This is a genomic window from Lactobacillus sp. PV012 (genome assembly GCF_014522325.1).
Taxonomy (GTDB): Bacteria; Bacillota; Bacilli; order Lactobacillales; family Lactobacillaceae; genus Lactobacillus.
Map to the genome: position 1 here is coordinate 617,923 of NZ_CP041983.1, position 18,802 is coordinate 636,724.

Annotated in this window: 16 protein-coding genes; 15 read left to right on the plus strand and 1 reads right to left on the minus strand. The window is 33.8% G+C overall.

From position 1 onward, the window contains the following. Nucleotides 1-11: 11 nt before the first annotated feature. Genes fmt through FP433_RS03175 form a run of 7 tightly spaced genes read left to right on the plus strand, consistent with a single transcriptional unit; the run spans nt 12 to nt 7,241 of the window. Nucleotides 12-956 (plus strand): methionyl-tRNA formyltransferase, encoded by a 945-nt coding sequence (fmt, locus tag FP433_RS03145; protein ID WP_265487113.1) that lies wholly within the window; start codon nt 12-14, stop codon nt 954-956. After that, complete coding sequence (gene rsmB, locus FP433_RS03150) at nt 925-2,265, plus strand: 16S rRNA (cytosine(967)-C(5))-methyltransferase RsmB (RefSeq protein ID WP_265487115.1); 1,341 nt, start codon at nt 925-927, stop codon at nt 2,263-2,265. The genes fmt and rsmB overlap by 32 nt, the downstream gene beginning before the upstream one ends. Nucleotides 2,266-2,271: 6 nt before the next feature. Then, nucleotides 2,272-3,024, plus strand: a complete 753-nt coding sequence (locus FP433_RS03155) for a Stp1/IreP family PP2C-type Ser/Thr phosphatase (RefSeq protein WP_265483088.1) — start codon at nt 2,272-2,274, stop codon at nt 3,022-3,024. 2 nt (nt 3,025-3,026) lie between these two features. Next, the gene (gene pknB / locus FP433_RS03160; RefSeq protein WP_265487117.1) at nt 3,027-5,009 is read left to right on the plus strand and encodes a Stk1 family PASTA domain-containing Ser/Thr kinase; all 1,983 of its coding nucleotides are present in this window, start codon (nt 3,027-3,029) and stop codon (nt 5,007-5,009) included. Then, nucleotides 5,009-5,899 carry a ribosome small subunit-dependent GTPase A gene (gene rsgA / locus FP433_RS03165; protein WP_265487119.1) on the plus strand — a complete coding sequence of 297 codons (891 nt, stop codon included), beginning with the start codon at nt 5,009-5,011 and terminating at the stop codon, nt 5,897-5,899. The genes pknB and rsgA overlap by 1 nt, the downstream gene beginning before the upstream one ends. 8 nt (nt 5,900-5,907) lie before the next feature. Beyond that, nucleotides 5,908-6,558 (plus strand): ribulose-phosphate 3-epimerase, encoded by a 651-nt coding sequence (gene rpe, locus FP433_RS03170; protein WP_265487121.1) that lies wholly within the window; start codon nt 5,908-5,910, stop codon nt 6,556-6,558. Beyond that, nucleotides 6,558-7,241 carry a thiamine diphosphokinase gene (locus tag FP433_RS03175; RefSeq protein ID WP_265487123.1) on the plus strand — a complete coding sequence of 228 codons (684 nt, stop codon included), beginning with the start codon at nt 6,558-6,560 and terminating at the stop codon, nt 7,239-7,241. The genes rpe and FP433_RS03175 overlap by 1 nt, the downstream gene beginning before the upstream one ends. A gap of 77 nt (nt 7,242-7,318) precedes the next feature. On the opposite strand, the gene rpmB is transcribed toward FP433_RS03175, so the two are convergent. Further along, on the minus strand, nt 7,319-7,504 hold the full coding sequence (gene rpmB / locus FP433_RS03180) for a 50S ribosomal protein L28 (protein WP_004895337.1): 186 nt from the start codon (nt 7,502-7,504) through the stop codon (nt 7,319-7,321). A gap of 197 nt (nt 7,505-7,701) precedes the next feature. On the opposite strand from rpmB, the gene FP433_RS03185 reads away from it, so the two are divergent. From FP433_RS03185 to ftsY, 8 genes are all read left to right on the plus strand, one after another. Next, nucleotides 7,702-8,064 carry an Asp23/Gls24 family envelope stress response protein gene (locus FP433_RS03185; RefSeq protein ID WP_265483076.1) on the plus strand — a complete coding sequence of 121 codons (363 nt, stop codon included), beginning with the start codon at nt 7,702-7,704 and terminating at the stop codon, nt 8,062-8,064. A 19-nt stretch (nt 8,065-8,083) separates the two neighbouring features. After that, nucleotides 8,084-9,748, plus strand: a complete 1,665-nt coding sequence (locus FP433_RS03190) for a DAK2 domain-containing protein (protein ID WP_265487125.1) — start codon at nt 8,084-8,086, stop codon at nt 9,746-9,748. A 1-nt stretch (nt 9,749) separates the two neighbouring features. Next, the gene (recG, locus tag FP433_RS03195; RefSeq protein ID WP_265487126.1) at nt 9,750-11,798 is read left to right on the plus strand and encodes an ATP-dependent DNA helicase RecG; all 2,049 of its coding nucleotides are present in this window, start codon (nt 9,750-9,752) and stop codon (nt 11,796-11,798) included. Between the two features lie 10 nt (nt 11,799-11,808). Beyond that, entirely contained in the window at nt 11,809-12,804 is a 996-nt protein-coding gene (plsX, locus tag FP433_RS03200; RefSeq protein ID WP_265487127.1) for a phosphate acyltransferase PlsX, read from the plus strand. A 39-nt stretch (nt 12,805-12,843) separates the two neighbouring features. Next, on the plus strand, nt 12,844-13,086 hold the full coding sequence (gene acpP, locus FP433_RS03205; protein WP_265483069.1) for an acyl carrier protein: 243 nt from the start codon (nt 12,844-12,846) through the stop codon (nt 13,084-13,086). Between the two features lie 98 nt (nt 13,087-13,184). Further along, nucleotides 13,185-13,862, plus strand: coding sequence for a ribonuclease III (rnc, locus tag FP433_RS03210; protein WP_265487129.1), 678 nt, complete (start codon nt 13,185-13,187; stop codon nt 13,860-13,862). A 17-nt stretch (nt 13,863-13,879) separates the two neighbouring features. Next, complete coding sequence (gene smc / locus FP433_RS03215; RefSeq protein ID WP_265487130.1) at nt 13,880-17,440, plus strand: chromosome segregation protein SMC; 3,561 nt, start codon at nt 13,880-13,882, stop codon at nt 17,438-17,440. Next, entirely contained in the window at nt 17,441-18,793 is a 1,353-nt protein-coding gene (ftsY, locus tag FP433_RS03220; RefSeq protein ID WP_265487132.1) for a signal recognition particle-docking protein FtsY, read from the plus strand. Nucleotides 18,794-18,802: the final 9 nt, after the last annotated feature.

The window sequence follows — 18,802 nt, forward strand, 5'->3', positions numbered from 1 at the left end:
GGAGAGATTTAATGCCATCAATTATATTTTTAGGAACCCCAAATTTTGGTAGTGTTGTGTTAGAGGGATTAGTCCAAGCAGGATATGATATAAAAGCTGTAGTTACTCAACCGGATAAAAAAGTTGGTCGTAAGCAAGTCTTACATGAATCAGAAGTAAAGCAGACTGCCAAAGCTCATAATTTACCAATTTATCAACCAGCAAAATTATCTGGTTCACCAGAACTTGAAGAATTAATTGCCTTAAAGCCTGATTTTATTGTTACAGCTGCGTATGGACAATTTTTACCGACTAAATTTTTAAATTCGGCCAAGATTGCCCCTGTTAATGTTCATGGCTCACTATTACCAAAATATCGTGGAGGAGCTCCAATTCAATATTCAATTATTAATGGTGATGCTGAAACAGGAGTAACCATTATGGAAATGGTTAAAAAGATGGATGCAGGAGTTATGTATGCGCAAGAATCTTTGCCAATTGAAGAGGAAGATACTAGTGGAACAATGTTTGCTAAATTAAGCATCTTGGGAAGAGATTTGTTGTTAGAAACTTTACCTAAATTTTTAGATGGAACGCTAGAACAAACTCCTCAAGATGAATCAAAAGTGGTTTTTTCACCAAATATTTCTAAAGAACAAGAACAAATCAAAACCACTTTAACTGCTCAACAAGCAAATAATCTTATTCGTGGACTAAATCCAGATCCTGGTGCTTATTTAATCCTAAACGGGAAAAGAATGAAGGTCTGGAAGGCCAAGGGTAGTGAAGAAACAACTGATTTGCCAGCTGGAAGCTTAGTATCAAATAAAAAACGTTTTGCTTTAGCTTTTGCGAATGGAAGCGTACTTGATTTATTAGAAGTTCAACCAACTGGAAAGAAGAAAATGGGGATTAAAGATTTTGTAAACGGACAAGGAAGTCACTATGAAATTGGAGCAAAAATCGTTGAAGACTAGTGCAAGAGCGGTTGCCTTAGAAACACTTATTAAAATTTTAAACCAAAAGTCGTATTCAAATATTGCTCTCAATCAAGCACTTAATGATTCAGGTCTTAGTGAAAAAGATAAGGGATTGGCAACCAATATTGTTTATGGCACCATCCAATATAAAATCTTTTTAGAGTATCAGATAAAACCTTTAATCAAAGGTAAGCTAAAGGATAAATTTATGGAGCCTTTACTGTTAATGTCAGCTTATCAGTATTTTTTCTTAAAAAAGGTTCCTACAAATGCGATTTTTGATGAGGCTAATAAATTAGCTAAAAAATTTAGTAGGAGAAATTCTGGCGCTTTTAAAATGGTAAATGGGATTCTTCGTTCCTTAGAGCGCCAAGGAAAAATTTTACCTTCTAAAGAAGACACGATAAAATACTTAAGTATTAAAGAGTCTTATCCAGAGTGGATGGTAGAATATTTTGTTAAGGTTTTTGGACTTGAAAAAGCAAAGAAAATTTTAGCTTCTGCTAATCAACCAGCACCCAATAGTATTCGAATGACAGTTGCACCAGAATTCTATGGTGAAATAGAGCAAGAAGTAAAACAAGATGGGTTTAAGTATCAAGTAGCACCTTTAACTGATCATAATCTCCTTTTAAATCATGGCGGTATTGCACAAACGGAGCTTTTTAAAAAGGGAAAAGTGACAATTCAAGATAGTGCAGCTTCATTAGCTGTAGATGCTTTTGATTTTAAAGGTGATGAAAAAGTACTAGATGCCTGCAGTGCACCAGGTGGTAAGACAGTTCAAATTGCAGAAAAACTTACGACAGGTTCAGTTATTGCTTTAGATATTCATGAGCATAAATTAGAATTAATTAAAAAGGCAGCTAAGCGGTTGGGTGTAGCAAATAAAATTACTACTAAAAAGTTAGATGCACGTAAGGCAAGTGAGTATTTTTCTGAGGAAAAATTTGATAAGATTTTAGTAGATGCACCTTGTTCAGGATTAGGATTAATTCGAAGAAAGCCTGAGATTCGGTATGATAAATCATTGAAAGATATCGAAAATTTAAGTAAGATTCAACAGGATATTCTTGATCAAGTTGCTCCTACTTTAAAAAAGGGTGGAGAATTGGTGTATGCTACTTGTACAATTACCACTCAAGAAGATGAAGAAGTAGTTGAAAAATTTTTGCAAAAGCATCCTGATTTTTCTTTAGAACCTATTCAGGTTGGCAATTTGCCAAAGCAAAAAATGGTTAAAATATTGCCTGATGAATATGATAGTGATGGATTTTTTATTGCAAAATTAAAAAAACGAGGGTAGATAAGTTTGATTAAAACAGCATTTGCATCAAGTACAGGTCGAATAAGAGAAACCAATCAAGACTACGTGGATATTTTTAAAAACCATAAAGATGTCATTATGGCAGTAGTTTGCGATGGAATGGGTGGTCATCAGGGTGGCGATGTAGCTTCAACAATGGCAGTAAGTCATTTAGGTCACTCCTTTTCTAAAACTGATTTTGAAGATCCTGAAATCGCTAAAAAATGGTTAAATGTCCAACTAAAGTTAGAGAATGAAGTAATTTTAGAAACCGCAGATCGTTTTTCTGATTTAAATGGCATGGGAACGACAATTGTAGTGGCGATAGCTTTTGCGGAAAAAATTTTAATTGGTCATTTAGGAGATTCACGTGCCTATCTTTATGGAAATGGACAGTTTAAACAAATTACTGAAGACCATTCTTTAGTCAATGAGTTAATTAAAATTGGGGAAATTACTGAACAACAAGCTCGCAGTCATCCACAAAAAAATATTATTACGGAAACTTTAGGAGTATCTAATGGTATTAATCCAGAATTTAATCTCTTAGAAGTTCATGCAGGAGATATTTTTTTGCTTTGTACTGATGGATTGACTAATTCATTAACAGACCCTCAAATTCAACAAATTTTAGCTACTAAAAATCTTACTTTGAAAGAACGTTGCAATCGTTTAATCAATGAAGCAAATCGCCTTGGTGGAGAAGATAATATTACTGTTTGTCTCCTAGCTTACACTGAAAAGGGGGAGGACAAATAGTGATGGATAAAGGCTATCTGCTTGGAGGACGCTATAAAATAATTGCAATTTTAGGCGAAGGTGGAATGGCTAATGTTTATCTAGCAGAAGACATCATTTTAAAGCAAAAAGTTGCTGTCAAAATATTACGTCAAGACTTAAAAAATGATCTGCAAACAATTCAACGTTTTCAAAGAGAAGCAATGTCAACTAGTGAATTGTCGCATCCACATATTGTATCTATTTTAGATGTAGGTAGTGAGAATGATGAACACTACCTGGTGATGGAATATGTGAACGGGGTAGATTTAAAGGAATACATTAAAGAACATAAGCCTTTACCCCTAAAAGAAGTGATTTCAATTATGGATCAGATTCTAGATGCAATGGCATTGGCTCATGATCATAATGTAATTCATCGAGATTTAAAGCCGCAAAATATATTAATGGACAAAAATGGCAATATTAAAATTGTGGACTTTGGAATTGCAGTGGCGTTGAATCAAAGTACAATGACCCAAACTAATACTGCAATGGGATCGGTACATTATATGTCTCCTGAACAGGCTAGGGGAGTTTTGGCTACTAAACAATCTGATATTTATTCATTAGGAATAATTTTATATGAATTATTGATGGGGAAAGTACCATTTACTGGAGAAAATGCAGTTGCAATTGCTTTAAAGCATTTTCAAGAAAATACTCCCTCTTTAAGAAAACAAAATCCTCAGATTCCCCAGCCTTTAGAAAACGTAGTTTTAAAAGCAACCGCTAAAGATCCTAAAGATCGTTATAAGTCGGTTTATGAAATGAAAACAGACCTGGATAGCTGTTTAGATCCTGAACGTGCTGGTGAAGAAGTTTTTATAGATAGTCATCGAGCTAATGAAGAAAAGACAATTGTTATTCCAACTCTTTCAGGTTCTGTTCATAATGGAAAAAAGGAAACAAAAGAGGTTATTGAAGAGGAAAATAAAAAACAAAAAAATGGTTTTTGGAAAAATGTAGTCTCTCATAAAGTTTGGTGGATTACAGCCATAGTTGCAATGATAGCGATTTTAGCGACGATGTTGCTCGCTTTAAATAGTAAGACTCTGCCAAATGTGCCTGATGTATCTAATATGACTCAAGCGCAAGCAACAAAAAAATTAGAAAAGTCAGGACTGAAAGTTGGTACTGTTAAAAGAAGTTATTCTGCTGGAGTGAAAAAAGGAAGAGTAATTCGAACTATTCCTGGTTCGGGAACATCAATTAGAAGTGGAAAACTTGTCAATTTGATTATTTCAAAGGGACAACATTTAGTCTTAGTACCCAATGTGACTGGAAATACTTATGAAGTAGCGGCTGATCGGTTAAAAAAGGATGGCTTTAAAGTTGAAAAAGATCAAACTTATTCTTACACAACACCGGTAGGAAATGTTATTTCACAAGATATTACACCTGGAGAAAAAATTGATCCAGCAACTACACCAGTTAAACTCCTTATTTCTCAAGGACCACCTCAGCAAGAAAAAGAGAGTTTTAAAATACGTGATTTAACCGGTTATTCTTTAAAGGGAGCACGTGATTACGCTAGTGATAATAATTTAAGGCTAGAGATTAGTGAAATTTATTCTGATACAGCAGAAAAAGGCACGGTTATTAGTCAATCTCCTAAGCAAAATACTACGGTATATCCTGGGGATGAAGTGAAATTAATTGTTTCTAAAGGTAAAGATGAAAATAAAAGTTCTCAAGACTCTCAAAACTCTAGTTCTAAGAGTCAGCAAGAAGTAAAAGTTACCAAAACTTTTTCAATTCCTTATGAAAAAACTAGTAGCTTAGAGGGTGACCATCTTCAAATTTACGTTGAAGATGACAATCACTCTATTAATGATGTTTATAAAGATATTTATATAAAAAAAGATGCAGCCATTTCGATTCCATTTAATTTAAGTAATGGAAACGGAAGAGTAAAAATTGTGCGTGATGGTAAGGAAATTTTAGATGAGGAAGTAAAGAAGTAATGAAAAATGCAACAGGAACAATTGTAGGAGCTATCTCAGGATACTATGATGTAGACATAGATGGAAAAGTCATAAGAACACGCGCAAGAGGGGTATTTAGAGGAAGAAAGCAAAAGCCGCTTGTTGGCGATAAAGTTGAAGTACAGCTAGATGATAAGGGAATGAATTATTTAGTTAAAATTTTTCCCCGAGAAAATGAAATTGGGCGTCCTGCAGTGGCAAACGTTGCACAAGTATTATTAGTTATCTCAGCTATTGAACCAGATTTTTCCACTGAATTACTAGATCGCTATTTAACTTTCTTTTCTTGGCAAGGAGTGGGAGTTGAGATTTATCTTTCTAAAACTGACTTAGTGAGTGAAGAAAAGCTAGCAGAAATTAAACAAGTCTTACGTTATTATCAAGAAATTGGTTATACTGTTTTTACTAGTGCAAAAGAACTTGAAGAAAGACTTCCTGATTTAGTGCAAAAGGATGAAGTGTGGACCTTAGCTGGTCAATCAGGTGCTGGAAAGTCCACAATTTTAAATCGTTTAGAAAAAGATGCTAATCAAGAAACTGGAGCAATTTCAACTGCTTTAAATCGAGGTAAGCACACTACAAGAAAAGTTCAACTATTTAATTATGGAGAGGGTCTTTTAGCGGATACTCCAGGATTTTCAGCAGTAGATTTATATAAGATCAAAATAGATCAATTGCCAAATTATTTTTATGAATTTGCGACTGCAAGTAAGGGATGCAAGTTTAGAAGTTGTCAACATATTCATGAGCCAGGTTGTAATGTTAAAAAACTCGTTGCCGAAGGTTCAATTCGCCAAAGTCGTTATGATGACTATTTAAAAATAAGACATGAAATTGAAGATAATCGAATGCCAGAGTATATGAAATGAGGTTTGTGATGATAGCACCATCAATTTTAAATGCAAATAATATGAAGTTAGGGGAAGAAATTCAAGAAGCTGCCGATAATGGGATCACGCGGTTTCATCTTGACATTATGGATGGTCATTTTGTGCCCAATTTATCTTATGGTCCTGAATTAGTGTTGGCTTTTAAAAAGGAATTTCCTAAGTTAACCGCTGAAGTACACTTAATGAGTAATAATTTATCAGTAACTATTCCTTTATTTGTAGAAGCAGGGGCAGATTTAATTGAATTTCATCTTGAAGCAACTGATAAAGTAGAAGAATGGTTAGATTATTTACATGCTCATCATGTAAAAGCAGGCTTAGCAATTTCTCCTGAAACTCCAGTAGAAGAACTCCAGCTTTATTTAAATAAAGTTGATCAAATTTTGGTAATGAGTGTTAAGCCGGGATTTGGAGGACAAAGTTTTAATGAAGAAACGCCAGCCAGAGTTAAAAGAATTTATCAGATGATAAAAGAAAATAATCTAGAGATACCAATTGAAGTTGATGGTGGAATTGATGATCAGACCATTAAAAAGGTAAAAGAAGCTGGCGCAAAGATTTTTGTAGCAGGTTCTTATATCTTTAAAAAAGGTCCCATTAAGCAACAAATCCAAAAATTAGAAAAGGCAGCTAATTAATGGAAGCAATAGCATTATTAGGAGGTCCCCGAGAGCAATGGCCTCAAAACATCAAAGAGCGATTTGAAAAAGCACGTAAAAAAAATAAATTAATTTTTAGTGGTGACCGGGGAACATTGATTTTAAAACAATGGGGACTTACTCCTGATGTAGCTGTGGGAGATTTTGATTCAATTAAAAAGAACGAAAAAAAACGTACCCTGGAAAATATTCCAGATGTACGTTTTTCTAATCCAGTTAAAGATTATACAGATTCAGAACAACTATTAGTAACTGCTCTACAAGAATATCAAGTAGATAATTTAGAAATATATGGGGCAACTGGTGGCAGAATTGATCATTTGCTAGTAAATTTATTTACTTTTCTACACTCACCTTTGCAAGAATATCTCAATAAAGTTAGTTTAGTTGATAAACAGAATATAATTTATTTCTGCAAGACTGGGAAGACGCAGTTTCCTTATCAAGAAGGGTATAACTATATTGGGTTTGGAAATTTAACTCCGGTCGAAGATTTTGAAATTAAAGATGCTCGCTATGAATTAAGTGACTTTTCAAGTAAAGTGCCACAAATGTTCTCATCAAATGAGTTTTTGCGGTCAAAAAAAGCAATTAAAATTTCTCTAAAAAAAGGAATAGTAATTGCTATTTATAGTCGAGATGAGAAAAGATTTTTTAGCTAAGAGGGTATTTGAGAATATCCTCTTATTTTTTATATAAAAAATCCACCAGAATGAAATCTGGTGGACTTTAATCTTCATTATACACGCTTAACTTTACCTGACTTCAAAGCACGTGCAGAAACCCATACACGTTTTGGCTTGCCGTCAACAAGAATGCGAACTTTTTGAAGGTTTGGCTTCCATGAACGCCGCACGGAGTTCAAAGCCTTTGAACGCTTGTTACCAAAGACCGTCTTGCGGCCAGTAATAATGTCTTTTGCCATTTTGCTAAACCCTCCTTTAATTTGTAATTATATCATAGTACTTATTTAATTTATCACAGCTTTAGCTATATTGCAATGTTTTATAGAGTTTTTCTTGAGAAAACTCTTTGGAAAAGACTTAACTATGTTGAACAAGATTGTAGCTATGTTAAAATAAGAACAAGTATATTTATTCTTCAGTAATGGAGGAAAGTAAAATGGCAGTAAAAATTAAAACAAAATTAGGTATGATTGATATTTCAAATAATGTCATTGCCACAGTAGTAGGAGGAGCAGCTACTTCAAACTACGGAGTAGTTGGGATGGCTTCAAAAAATGCACTTCGTGATGGTGCGTTAACTATTTTAAACCATGCTAATTACCGTCGTGGGGTCGTCATTAAATCTAAAGATAACGAAATAATAGTCGATGTATATATTATTGTGGGTTATGGCTTAAAGATTTCTGAAGTAAGTCACAATGTTCAAGATAGTGTAAAGTATAATTTAAAGAACCTATTAGGTATTAATGCAAAATCTGTTAACGTAATTGTACAAGGTGTTAAGATTTTAGATGAATAATCAAAGGGGTTAAGTGATTGTGGTTTTAACAGAAATAAATGGTCAAAATTTTAAGGATATGGTGCGTGCAGCAACCCACCGTTTAAGTAAAAACTCAGAATTTGTTGATAAATTAAATGTTTTTCCAGTGCCAGATGGAGATACTGGTACTAATATGACACTTACAGTTGAAAACGGAGCTAAAGCAGTTAATGAAGATCCAAGTGATGTAGTGGGGAAATTAACTGAAAGTTTAGCTAAAGGAATGTTAATGGGAGCACGTGGTAATTCAGGTGTTATTACTTCCCAATTATTCCGTGGTTTTTATAAAGCTGCAGAAAATAAACAAACACTTTCTGCACAAGATTTAGCAGATGCTTTTTCAAATGGGGTAGCGACTGCGTATAAAGCAGTTATGAAGCCAGTGGAAGGTACTATTTTAACAGTAGCACGTGTTGGTGCTGAAGAAGGTGCAAAAAAGGCAAAAGAAACTGATGATGCAGTTGAAGTAATGGAAGCAGTAGTAGCTGGTGCAAAAAAGGCACTTCAAGAAACTCCTGAAATGTTACCGGTTTTAAAACAAGTTGGTGTAGTTGACTCAGGTGGTCAAGGATTAGTTTTCATCTACCAAGGCTTTTTAGAAGGATTACTTGGAGAAAAGGATTCTGAAGAGTATCAACTTGATAATTTTGAAATGGATGAGTTAATTAACGCAGCTCACCACCAAGCTGAAGCTGCTCAAGTTCAATTATCAACAAGTGATATTGTCAATGGTTACTGTACTGAAATTATGGTAGATTTACAGGCCGAAGTACCTAATAAGAAAAAGTTCGATTTGGATGAATTTAGAAAGCATTTGTCTGAACTAGGTGATTCTCTTTTAGCAGTTTCTGATGGTGAAGTTGCTAAAGTACACGTTCATACTGAACATCCTGGTGAAGTTTTTGCATATGGTAGTCAATTTGGTGAATTAGGTAAAATTAAAATTGATAATATGCGTATCCAACACGAAACTATTGTTGAAAATAACGAAGAACAAGAAGAAGCAGTTGATTTTGCTGTTATTGCAGTAGCTTCAGGACATGGAATTCGAGAATTATTCAAGAGTGAAGGTGTAAATCGAATTATTTCTGGTGGTCAAACCATGAATCCTTCAACTCAAGATATTATTGATGCGATTCAAAAGTCTGGTGCCAAAAAGGCGATTGTTTTACCTAATAACGGAAATATTGTAATGGCAGCTAAACAAGCAGCTGAAGTATGCGATATTCCAGTGGGAATTGTCCCAACAAAAACTATTTCTCAAGGTTTAACTGCGATGCTTTCTTTCAACCCAGAAGCAAGTGTTGAAGAAAATGTTGAAGCTATGTCAGAAGATTTAGATGCAGTAGTTTCTGGAGAAGTAACACGTGCAATTCGTGATACGGAAATTGATGATGTCCAAATTAAGAAAGATGACTATCTAGGAATCATTGATGGAAACATTAAAGTGGATAATCCAGATTTAATTGCTACTACTGTTGAAATGATTGAGAAAATGCTTGATGAAGATAGTGAAATTATCACAGTTATTTATGGTAGTGATGCTACCAAAAAACAAGCAAATGAAATTGTAGCTCAACTTGAAGCAAAACATGATGAATTAGAATTTGAAATTCATGATGGTGGACAACCAGTTTACTATTTCTTAGTTTCGGTTGAATAAGATGCAACTAAATTATGAAAACTCAGATCTCTTTTTGCCAGTTACCACTTTAAAAGGTGTAGGAGAAAAAACTAAAGAGCAACTTCAGAGCTTAGGTATCAATAGTATTTACGATCTATTGTTCTATTTTCCTTTTCGGTATGAGGCGTTAGATAGCACACCATTACAACAAGCAATTGATGGTCAAAAGATTGTTTTAAAGGGACTAGTGGTAACCGACCCATATGTTAGCCATTTTGGGCGTCATAAAAGTCGTCTTAGTTTTAAACTAAAAATTGATCATGAGATTATCATGGTCAATTTTTTTAATCAGCATTGGTTACAAAAAATAATTAAAACAGGACATGAGATAGCTGTATATGGCAAATATAATGAAGCACGTCAGAGTTTGGGTGGAATTAAAGTTATTGCCAAAAAAGAACATGATTCTTCAATGGCAGCAGTATATGGCGTTAACAAAAATATCAGTCAAAAAAAATTGCAATCATTGATTGATCAAGCGTTGAGTGAATATTTGCCTCAAGTAGATGATATAATTCCAGCCTCCATTAGAAAAAAATATCGATTGCTTGATGATAAAGAACTTGTCTCGCAAATGCATCACCCTAAAACACCCCAACTTGCAAAGTTAGCTAAAAGAAGTGCAGTTTTTAGAGAATTTTTTATCTTTCAAATGCAGTTGGCAGTTTTATCTGAGCAAGAAAGTAAAGGGAAAACAGGAATTAGTAAAAAATATGATTTGCGTGAAATTAGGGAATTGATAAAAAAATTACCTTTTGAGTTGTCAGCAGATCAAAAGAAAGTTGTAAATGAAATATACGCTGATTTACATTCTACTAAGCAGATGAAGCGGCTTCTCCAGGGAGATGTAGGGAGTGGAAAAACCATAGTAGCAGTTTTTGCTATCTATGCGGCAATTACGGCTGGTTATCAAGTTGCATTAATGGTTCCAACCGAAATTTTGGCTCAACAGCACTTTCACAAGATCGATGAACTCTTGCAGCAGTTTGGAGTTCGCGTCGCCTTACTTACAGGTAGTACTAAAGAAATAGAAAAAAAAGAAATTTATCAAGAACTAGCTGATGGAACAATTAATGTTGTTATTGGAACCCATGCTTTGATTCAACCAATTGTTAAATTTAAGAATTTAGGCTTAGTAATTATTGACGAACAGCATCGGTTTGGGGTAAATCAGCGAAAAGTGTTAATTAATAAAGGAAATAATCCAGATTTGTTGGCAATGACAGCCACCCCTATTCCTCGTACTTTAGCTTTGACAGTATATGGTGAAATGGATGTTTCTGAAATTCGACATCTTCCTGCAGGCCGAAAACCCATTACTTCTCAATGGGTAACAAGTAAAAAAATACCAGAGGTTTATGATCTCATTAATAAGCAATTAGCTCAAGGCTTTCAGGTTTATGCAGTTACTCCTTTAATTCATGAATCTGAAAGTAGTGATTTAAAAAATGCAGAAGAATTACAAGAGCAAATTGCCAGACATTTTCCAGATAAAAATGTTGTTTTACTTCATGGACAAATGAGTGGTGAAGAAAAAAATAATATTATGGATAATTTTGTCCAGAAAAAAATTGATATTTTGGTTACTACTAGTGTAATTGAAGTTGGAGTAGATGTTCCAAATGCAAATATGATGGTAATTTATAATGCAGAACGTTTTGGTTTAAGTCAGCTTCATCAGTTGCGTGGTAGAATTGGACGAGGACAAACAGCGAGTTATTGTGTATTTATTAGTGACCCTAAAAATGAAGTTGCTAAAAAGAGAATGAAAATTATTGCCTCAACTAGTGATGGTTTTACCTTGGCACAAGAAGATTTGAAATTACGGGGTGAGGGTGATATTTTTGGAAAGGCTCAGTCTGGATTACCCCAATTTAAATTAGGGGATGTAGTAAATGATTATAATAGCTTGAAAGTTGCTCACGATGAAGCTAAAAATATCATTAAATCTGATCCTTTATTAGAAAATCTAGAATTTATTTTTTTGAGGAAACTGTTAGAATATTTAAATAAGTTACAAATAGATTGAAGTGAAAATTATGAAAAGAATTGCGATTGATGCAATGGGTGGCGAAAATGCCCCTCAAGCAATTATTGAAGCAGTATTACGAGCAAAAAAGGAATTAAAAGATACGCAGTTTATTTTATTTGGAAATGAAGAAGAAATAAAAAAGTATCTTAAAGAAGAAGATTCTCAAATTAAATTGGTGAATACTACTGAAGTAATTGCCGATGATGAGGAACCAGTAAAAGCAATCAGAAGAAAAAAGGATTCATCAATGGTGAAAGCTGCCCAAGCAGTTAAAGAAGGCCAAGCAGATGCAATTCTATCTTTAGGAAATACTGGGGCACTTCTTGCTTGTGGAATTTTTATAATTGGGCGAATCAAGGGAGTTAATCGCCCAGGGTTAATGCCAACCATGCCAAGTAAAAAAGGTGATCAAGGATTTAATATTATCGATGTAGGTGCAAATGCTCAAAGTAAGCCAGAATATTTAGTGCAATGGGCAGAAATGGCTAATTTTTACGCTAAAAAAATTAGAAACGTTAAAAATCCTAAAGTAGCTCTCTTAAATAATGGCGCTGAATATGACAAGGGAGATGCTTTGCATCAAGAAGCTTACAAGCTTTTAAAAGAGACAGATTTAAACTTTATTGGTAATATTGAAGGAAATGAGATTATGACAGGTAAGGCTGATGTAATTGTAACAGACGGCTTTACTGGAAATGCTGCTTTGAAGTCAATTGAAGGTACAGCTAGCGTGATCTTAGGAATGTTAAAAGATGCCTTATTAAATAATGGTACTAAGGCAAAGCTAGGAGCTTTATTAGCAAAACCTGCTTTAAAGGCTTTAAAATCTCGTTTTGATACTGCACGCTATGGTGGAGCAGTTTTGTTAGGAGTAAATGCACCAGTTGTTAAAACTCACGGTCGTTCTGATCAGCGACCAATTTATTACACATTGGTACAAATTGATAAAATGTTAGATCAAAATTTGATAGATTTGTTAAAGAAACAATTTAGTCAAGAATAGAGTTTGATATAATAGTTGTAAACATAAAGGAGGATCTTTATGAGTCAAGAAGAAATTTTTAATAAGATTGCTGATATGATTGCAGATCGTTTTGAAGTAGATCGCTCAACAATTACAATGAATCTTAACTTTCAAAATGATTTGGATGCAGATTCAATTGATTTTGTAGAATTTGTCATGGATTTAGAAGATGCATTTGGTAGTGAAATTCCAGATGAAGATGCTGAAAAATTACAAACTGTTGGTGAAGCAGTTGAATATATTCAAAATCATCAGAGCTAAAGATATAAATTTAGCAATTTTTAAGGTCACCTCTTTTGAGATGACCTTTTTTTATTGAAAGTAATGTATAATTAATTTGACAAAGAAAGGACATATAAATGATTACTGAAGAATTTAAAAAGAATCTCAAAGAAAAATATGGAATTGTTTTTCATAATGAAAAGCTATTAGAAAAAGCTTTTACCCATACATCATATGAAAATGAACATCCTGGGTCAGGAAATTATGAAAAGTTAGAGTTTTTAGGGGATGCAGTTTTAGAACTTGCAGTATCGGATTATTTATATCGTCATTTTCCTAAGTTAAATGAAGGTGAACTAACTCGTTTGCGTTCAAATATTGTAAGAACAGAAGGATTTTCTGAATTTGCAAAAGAAGCAGGCTTTGCACAGGCAGTTAATCTGGGTAAAGGTGAAGAAAAATCAGGTGCTCGGCAAAGAAAGACGTTGTTAGAAGATATTTTTGAAGCTTTTAATGGCGCTCTATTTTTAGATCAAGGAATGCCTGCAGTTCAGCACTTTTTACATTTAACTGTTTATCCATTGATTGCAGAAGGTGATTTTGATGATTCAAGAGATTATAAAACAGAATTGCAAGAACAACTTCAAAAGAATGGCCCAGTTAAAATTAAATACAACGTCATTGCAGAAGATGAAACAAAACCGATGTTCAAAGTACAGCTTGTTGTTAATGGAGTAGCTAAAACTCAAGGAATGGGTAGAAATAAAAAAGCAGCCGAGCAACAAGCAGCAATGAAAGAATTAAAAAATATATAAGAGGAAAAGGTGAGAGTTTGCCTTTAGATGCATTAATTATTAACGGCTTTAAATCATTTGCTGATAAGACAACAATTAAGTTTAATTCAGGAATTACTGGAATTGTAGGACCTAATGGAAGTGGAAAAAGTAATATTACAGAGGCAATCCGTTGGGTAATGGGTGAAGGATCAGCTAAATCACTGCGTGGCGAAAATATGAAAGATATTATTTTTGCAGGTAGTCAATTTAGAGCACCATTAAATTCCGCACAAGTAACCTTAATTTTTGATAATCATGATCATCAATTGAATATAAATAATGATGAAGTAAGTATTACACGTAAGATTCTTCGAAATGGAGATAGTGAATATTTAATTAATAATAATAAAGTTCGTTTGCGTGATATCCGTGATCTTTTTATCGAGATGGGGATGTCTCAGGATAGTTTAGCGATTATCTCTCAAGGTAAAGTTGATCAAATATTGAATTCTAAGCCAGAGGATCGTCGTAGTTTGTTTGAAGAAGCAGCAGGAGTTCTTCACTTTAAGCAACAAAAACAGGCTGCATTAAGAGAATTAGATAAAACAAATGATAACTTAATTCGAATTAATGACTTAGTCAAAGAATTAGAAGATCGTGTTGAGCCATTAGCTGAACAAAGTTCTCTTGCTAAGCAATATAAGTTTCAAAAAAGTCAACTTGATGAAAAAATGAAGCAGTTACTTGCAATTAATTTGAACCAATTAGAACGCAAGCGACAAGAAATTACTAAAGTAGCTGATAAAAATAATAAACTGCTTACGAAACTAGATGAAGAAGTTAAGAAATCTAAAAGTGAGTTAGAAGGTAAAAAAAGCCAATCCAGTCTATTACAAGACAAAAAGGAAACTCAGCAACAGAATGTTTTAAATTTAACTCAAAAAATAGCTGATTTAAACACTCAGTTACAGGTTAAGCAACAATCAAGTAAATATAATGAAGCTACAAAAGCAGAATATAGCTTACAAAAGCAAGAACTTTTAGCAAATAAGAAAAATTTAAAAAATAAAGCTGAAATGTTACAAGTTCAAGCAGTAAACCAAGCTAAAAATTTAGAAAGTTTACAAAGTAAGATTCATCAACTACAGGAGAATTTTTCTGATAATCCTGAGGCTTTAAATAAGCGTTTAGATGATTTACGTAATGATTATATTGAAAACTTACAAGAGCAAGCTAACCTTCATAACGCAGTAATTAATTTACGAAAAGAAAAGGATAGATTAAAAAATAGTTCAGTAGTCGAAAATAAAGAATTAACTTCAAAACTTGCAGAAGCTAACAACCAGTTGGCTAAGTTGGCAGAACATGGCAAGAAACTCCAAAATAAGAAGCAAAGTCTTGAAAAACAAGTTGAAGAGATTAAGAAAGACCAAGTTAAATTTGAGCAGCAACTCAATAACTTAACCAATCGAAAAAATGAGCTATTATCACATTTAAATGAATATCAGGCACAAGTGGATGCTCTTAAACGTCTCCAGCAGCGGCATGAAGGATATTACTTTGGAGTTAAGTATGTTTTAAATCATCTGAACGATTTTTCAGGGATAGTTGGGGTAATTGGAGAATTAATTACTTTTCCAGAAAAGCTGCAAGCTGCATTGACAACTGCGTTGGGAAGTGGAGTTCAAAATTTAGTTGCTGTTGATCAAGAGAGTGCTCGCTTGGCTATTAGACGCTTAAAGACTACTCATAGTGGACGAGCAACTTTTTTACCATTAGATGGATTAAGACAACACAAAATCCCAACTTCAACTCTAAAAATTTTAGAAGGACTAGAAGGCTTTCTAGGAGTAGCTAGTGACTTAGTTGCTAGTAATTCTAAATATGATTTAAAGAATGCAATTAACTATCTGCTAGGAAATGTTTTAATTGTGCAGAACTTAGAAGTGGCTTTAAGAGTTCAAAAGCGGATTGGAAATTACTATCGAATTGTGACTTTAGATGGTGATATTATTAGTCCTGGTGGTTCCATGACAGGTGGAGCAAAAAATCAGCGAAATAATTCTCCTCTTGCTACAAACAGCGAAATTGATAAGTTAACTAGGCAAGTAGCAACTATCAAAGAAAAGCTTAAAAAATTATCCCAATCTATTACAGAAATTGATAGTCAGCTTGAAAAAACTAATCAACAAACTATCACTTTTTCAGATGATTTAGGGAAAGTAAGTGAAGCTTACAATCAGAGTAATTTTGAATATCAAAGTCAAAAAAAAGAAGTTAACCGGCTAACCTTGCTTCAAAAACAACAAGATGAAGGGCAAAAATTAAAGGCCCAAGAGTTAGAAAAAATTCAGCTAAATTTAGAGAAAATTAAAAATGACGAGAGTAATATAAGTAAAAAAATTGCTTCTCAAAAACAAGAAATGGCTGATATGAAGCAAAGTCTGGCTGATTTTGATACTGCTTATAATAAATTTCAAAAAGAAATTAGTGATTTAAAAGCGCAATACGCCGTTGAAAAAAATAAACAGGAAAATTTGATTGAGCAACAAAAGCAATTACAAACACAACTTAAAAATAAAGATAAGCAAATTGAAGTTTTGACAGAAAAGATTGATCAATTAGTCCCAGTAGCAGCGGATGTTGTAAAGACACTTAGAAACCAACTGAAACAGTTAGACCAAGATAAGCAAAAAGCTAATGAAAAACTTATTTTGACTAATGAAAATCTTGGAAAATTGACAGCGCAAATTGGAAATTTAGAGTCAATTGCTAATCGTAATTATGAGTTGCGTAAAAATGCAGCTTTAGAGCAAGAGCAAACTTCAGTGGAACAGGCAAAAATTTCTGAAAAGATGAACCATTATTTAACACAACTACGCCAAGATTATGGTTTAACTTATGAAGCAGCAATAAAATTGGTTAAACAGCCTGACAAGGAAGAATACAAGGCACAGTTGGAAAAAGATATTCATCTGCATAAGATGTCACTAGAAGATATTGGTCCTGTTAATTTACAAGCTATTGAAGAGTATGAAGATGTAAAAAGTAGATATGATTTTTTAAATGGACAGCAAGAAGATTTGTTGACAGCTCGGAAAAATATCGAAACTTCAATGAGTCAGTTAGATGATGAAGTTAAGATACGTTTTGAAAAGACCTTTAAAGAGATTTCTAAGAGTTTTGAAAAAATTTTCCCAATGATGTTTGGTGGAGGAAATGCAAGGTTGATGTTGACACAGCCAGATAATTTATTGGAAACGGGAATCGAAATCATTGCTCAACCTCCTGGCAAAAAATTACAAAATTTAAGCTTATTATCAGGAGGAGAAAGAGCTTTAACAGCTATTACACTATTATTTGCGATGCTCCAAGTAAATCCAGTTCCTTTCTGTATTCTAGACGAAGTAGAGGCAGCGTTAGATGAAGCTAATGTTAGTCGATTTGCTGAATTTTTAAATGAATATGATTTTGCCACTCAATTTATCGTCATTACGCACCGACGTGGTACCATGCAAAAGGCTGATAATCTTTATGGGGTTACTATGCAAGAGTCAGGTGTATCTCAAGTCTTATCCGTATCTTTAAGTGAGTTAAGAGAAGAAGGGGAAAAATAAATGGGACTATTTGATAAAATCAAAAAATCTCTTTTTGGTAAGAAAAAAAGTGAAGAGCCAGTATCACAAGAGCCAGAAAATCAAGAATTAAAGTCAGAGGCTGTAGAAAGTGAGCAAGAGAAGCACTCTGAGGCTTCCTCTGAAGCAGACCAAGTTTCTGCAACTAGTGAAGAAGAGAAACCTCAAACTAGTACTTCACCAGTAGTTGAACAAGAGAGTGAGGATAAGGAAAAAAGTGAAGAAATAGCGCCTCAAGAGAATACAGAAATTTCTTCAGATACTGAGGAAGAAGCTAGAGAAGAAGAGAAAAGTGAGTCTCCATTAATCTCTGAAGAAACTGCTGCAGCTGATCCAAATGAAGAATCAATAGAAGTGGATGAAATTGAAGAAGAAAGTACTCCAGACGAAGAAGATAAAGAAACAGATCAAGAAAAGTATGATCGTGGTTTGAAAAAAACCAACTCTTCTTTTGGGGCAAAACTTAATGCTTTCTTTGCTCGTTTTCGTTCAGTTGATGAAGAATTTTTTGATGAGTTAGAAGATCTGTTAATTGAATCAGATGTTGGCTTTGAGACAGCTGTACAATTAACTGATTCATTAAGAGATGAAGCTAAACTTCAAAAAGCAAAAAGCCACGATGAGTTAAAAGAAGTAATTGTTGAAAAACTAGTGGATATTTATGATAAGGGAGGAGAAGGTAAAAATTCTACTCTTACTTATAATCCAGATGCTAAGCCAAATGTTTATCTTTTTGTAGGAGTAAATGGTGCTGGAAAAACTACTACAATTGGGAAATTAGCTAAGCGAATAAAAGATTCAGGAAAAACAGTGATGATGGTAGCCGCTGATACTTTTAGAGCGGGTGCTGTTGAACAGTTAGTTGAATGGGGTAAGCGTGATAACGTTGAAGTAGTAACTGGTAAGGAAAAAGCAGATCCTGCTTCTGTAGTTTATGATGGGGTAAAGCAAGCGCAAGAAAAGGGAGTTGATTATCTCTTAGTTGATACTGCAGGACGTTTACAAAATAAAGTAAATTTGATGAATGAGTTAGATAAGATCGAAAGAACAATTAAAAAGATTTTACCTGAACAGCCAGAAGAAGTACTGTTAGTGTTAGATGGTTCAACTGGACAAAATGCATTATTACAGGCTAAGGATTTTGATAAGACGACCAAATTGACCGGCTTAGTCCTTACTAAGTTAGACGGTTCCTCAAAAGGTGGAGTTGTTTTAGCAATTCGCAATGAAATGGATTTACCAGTAAAACTAGTTGGGCTTGGAGAAAAGGTAGATGATTTAGCAGATTTTGATGCTGAAAAATTTGCTATTGGTTTGTTCCAAGGATTAATTTAAGGAGAAATT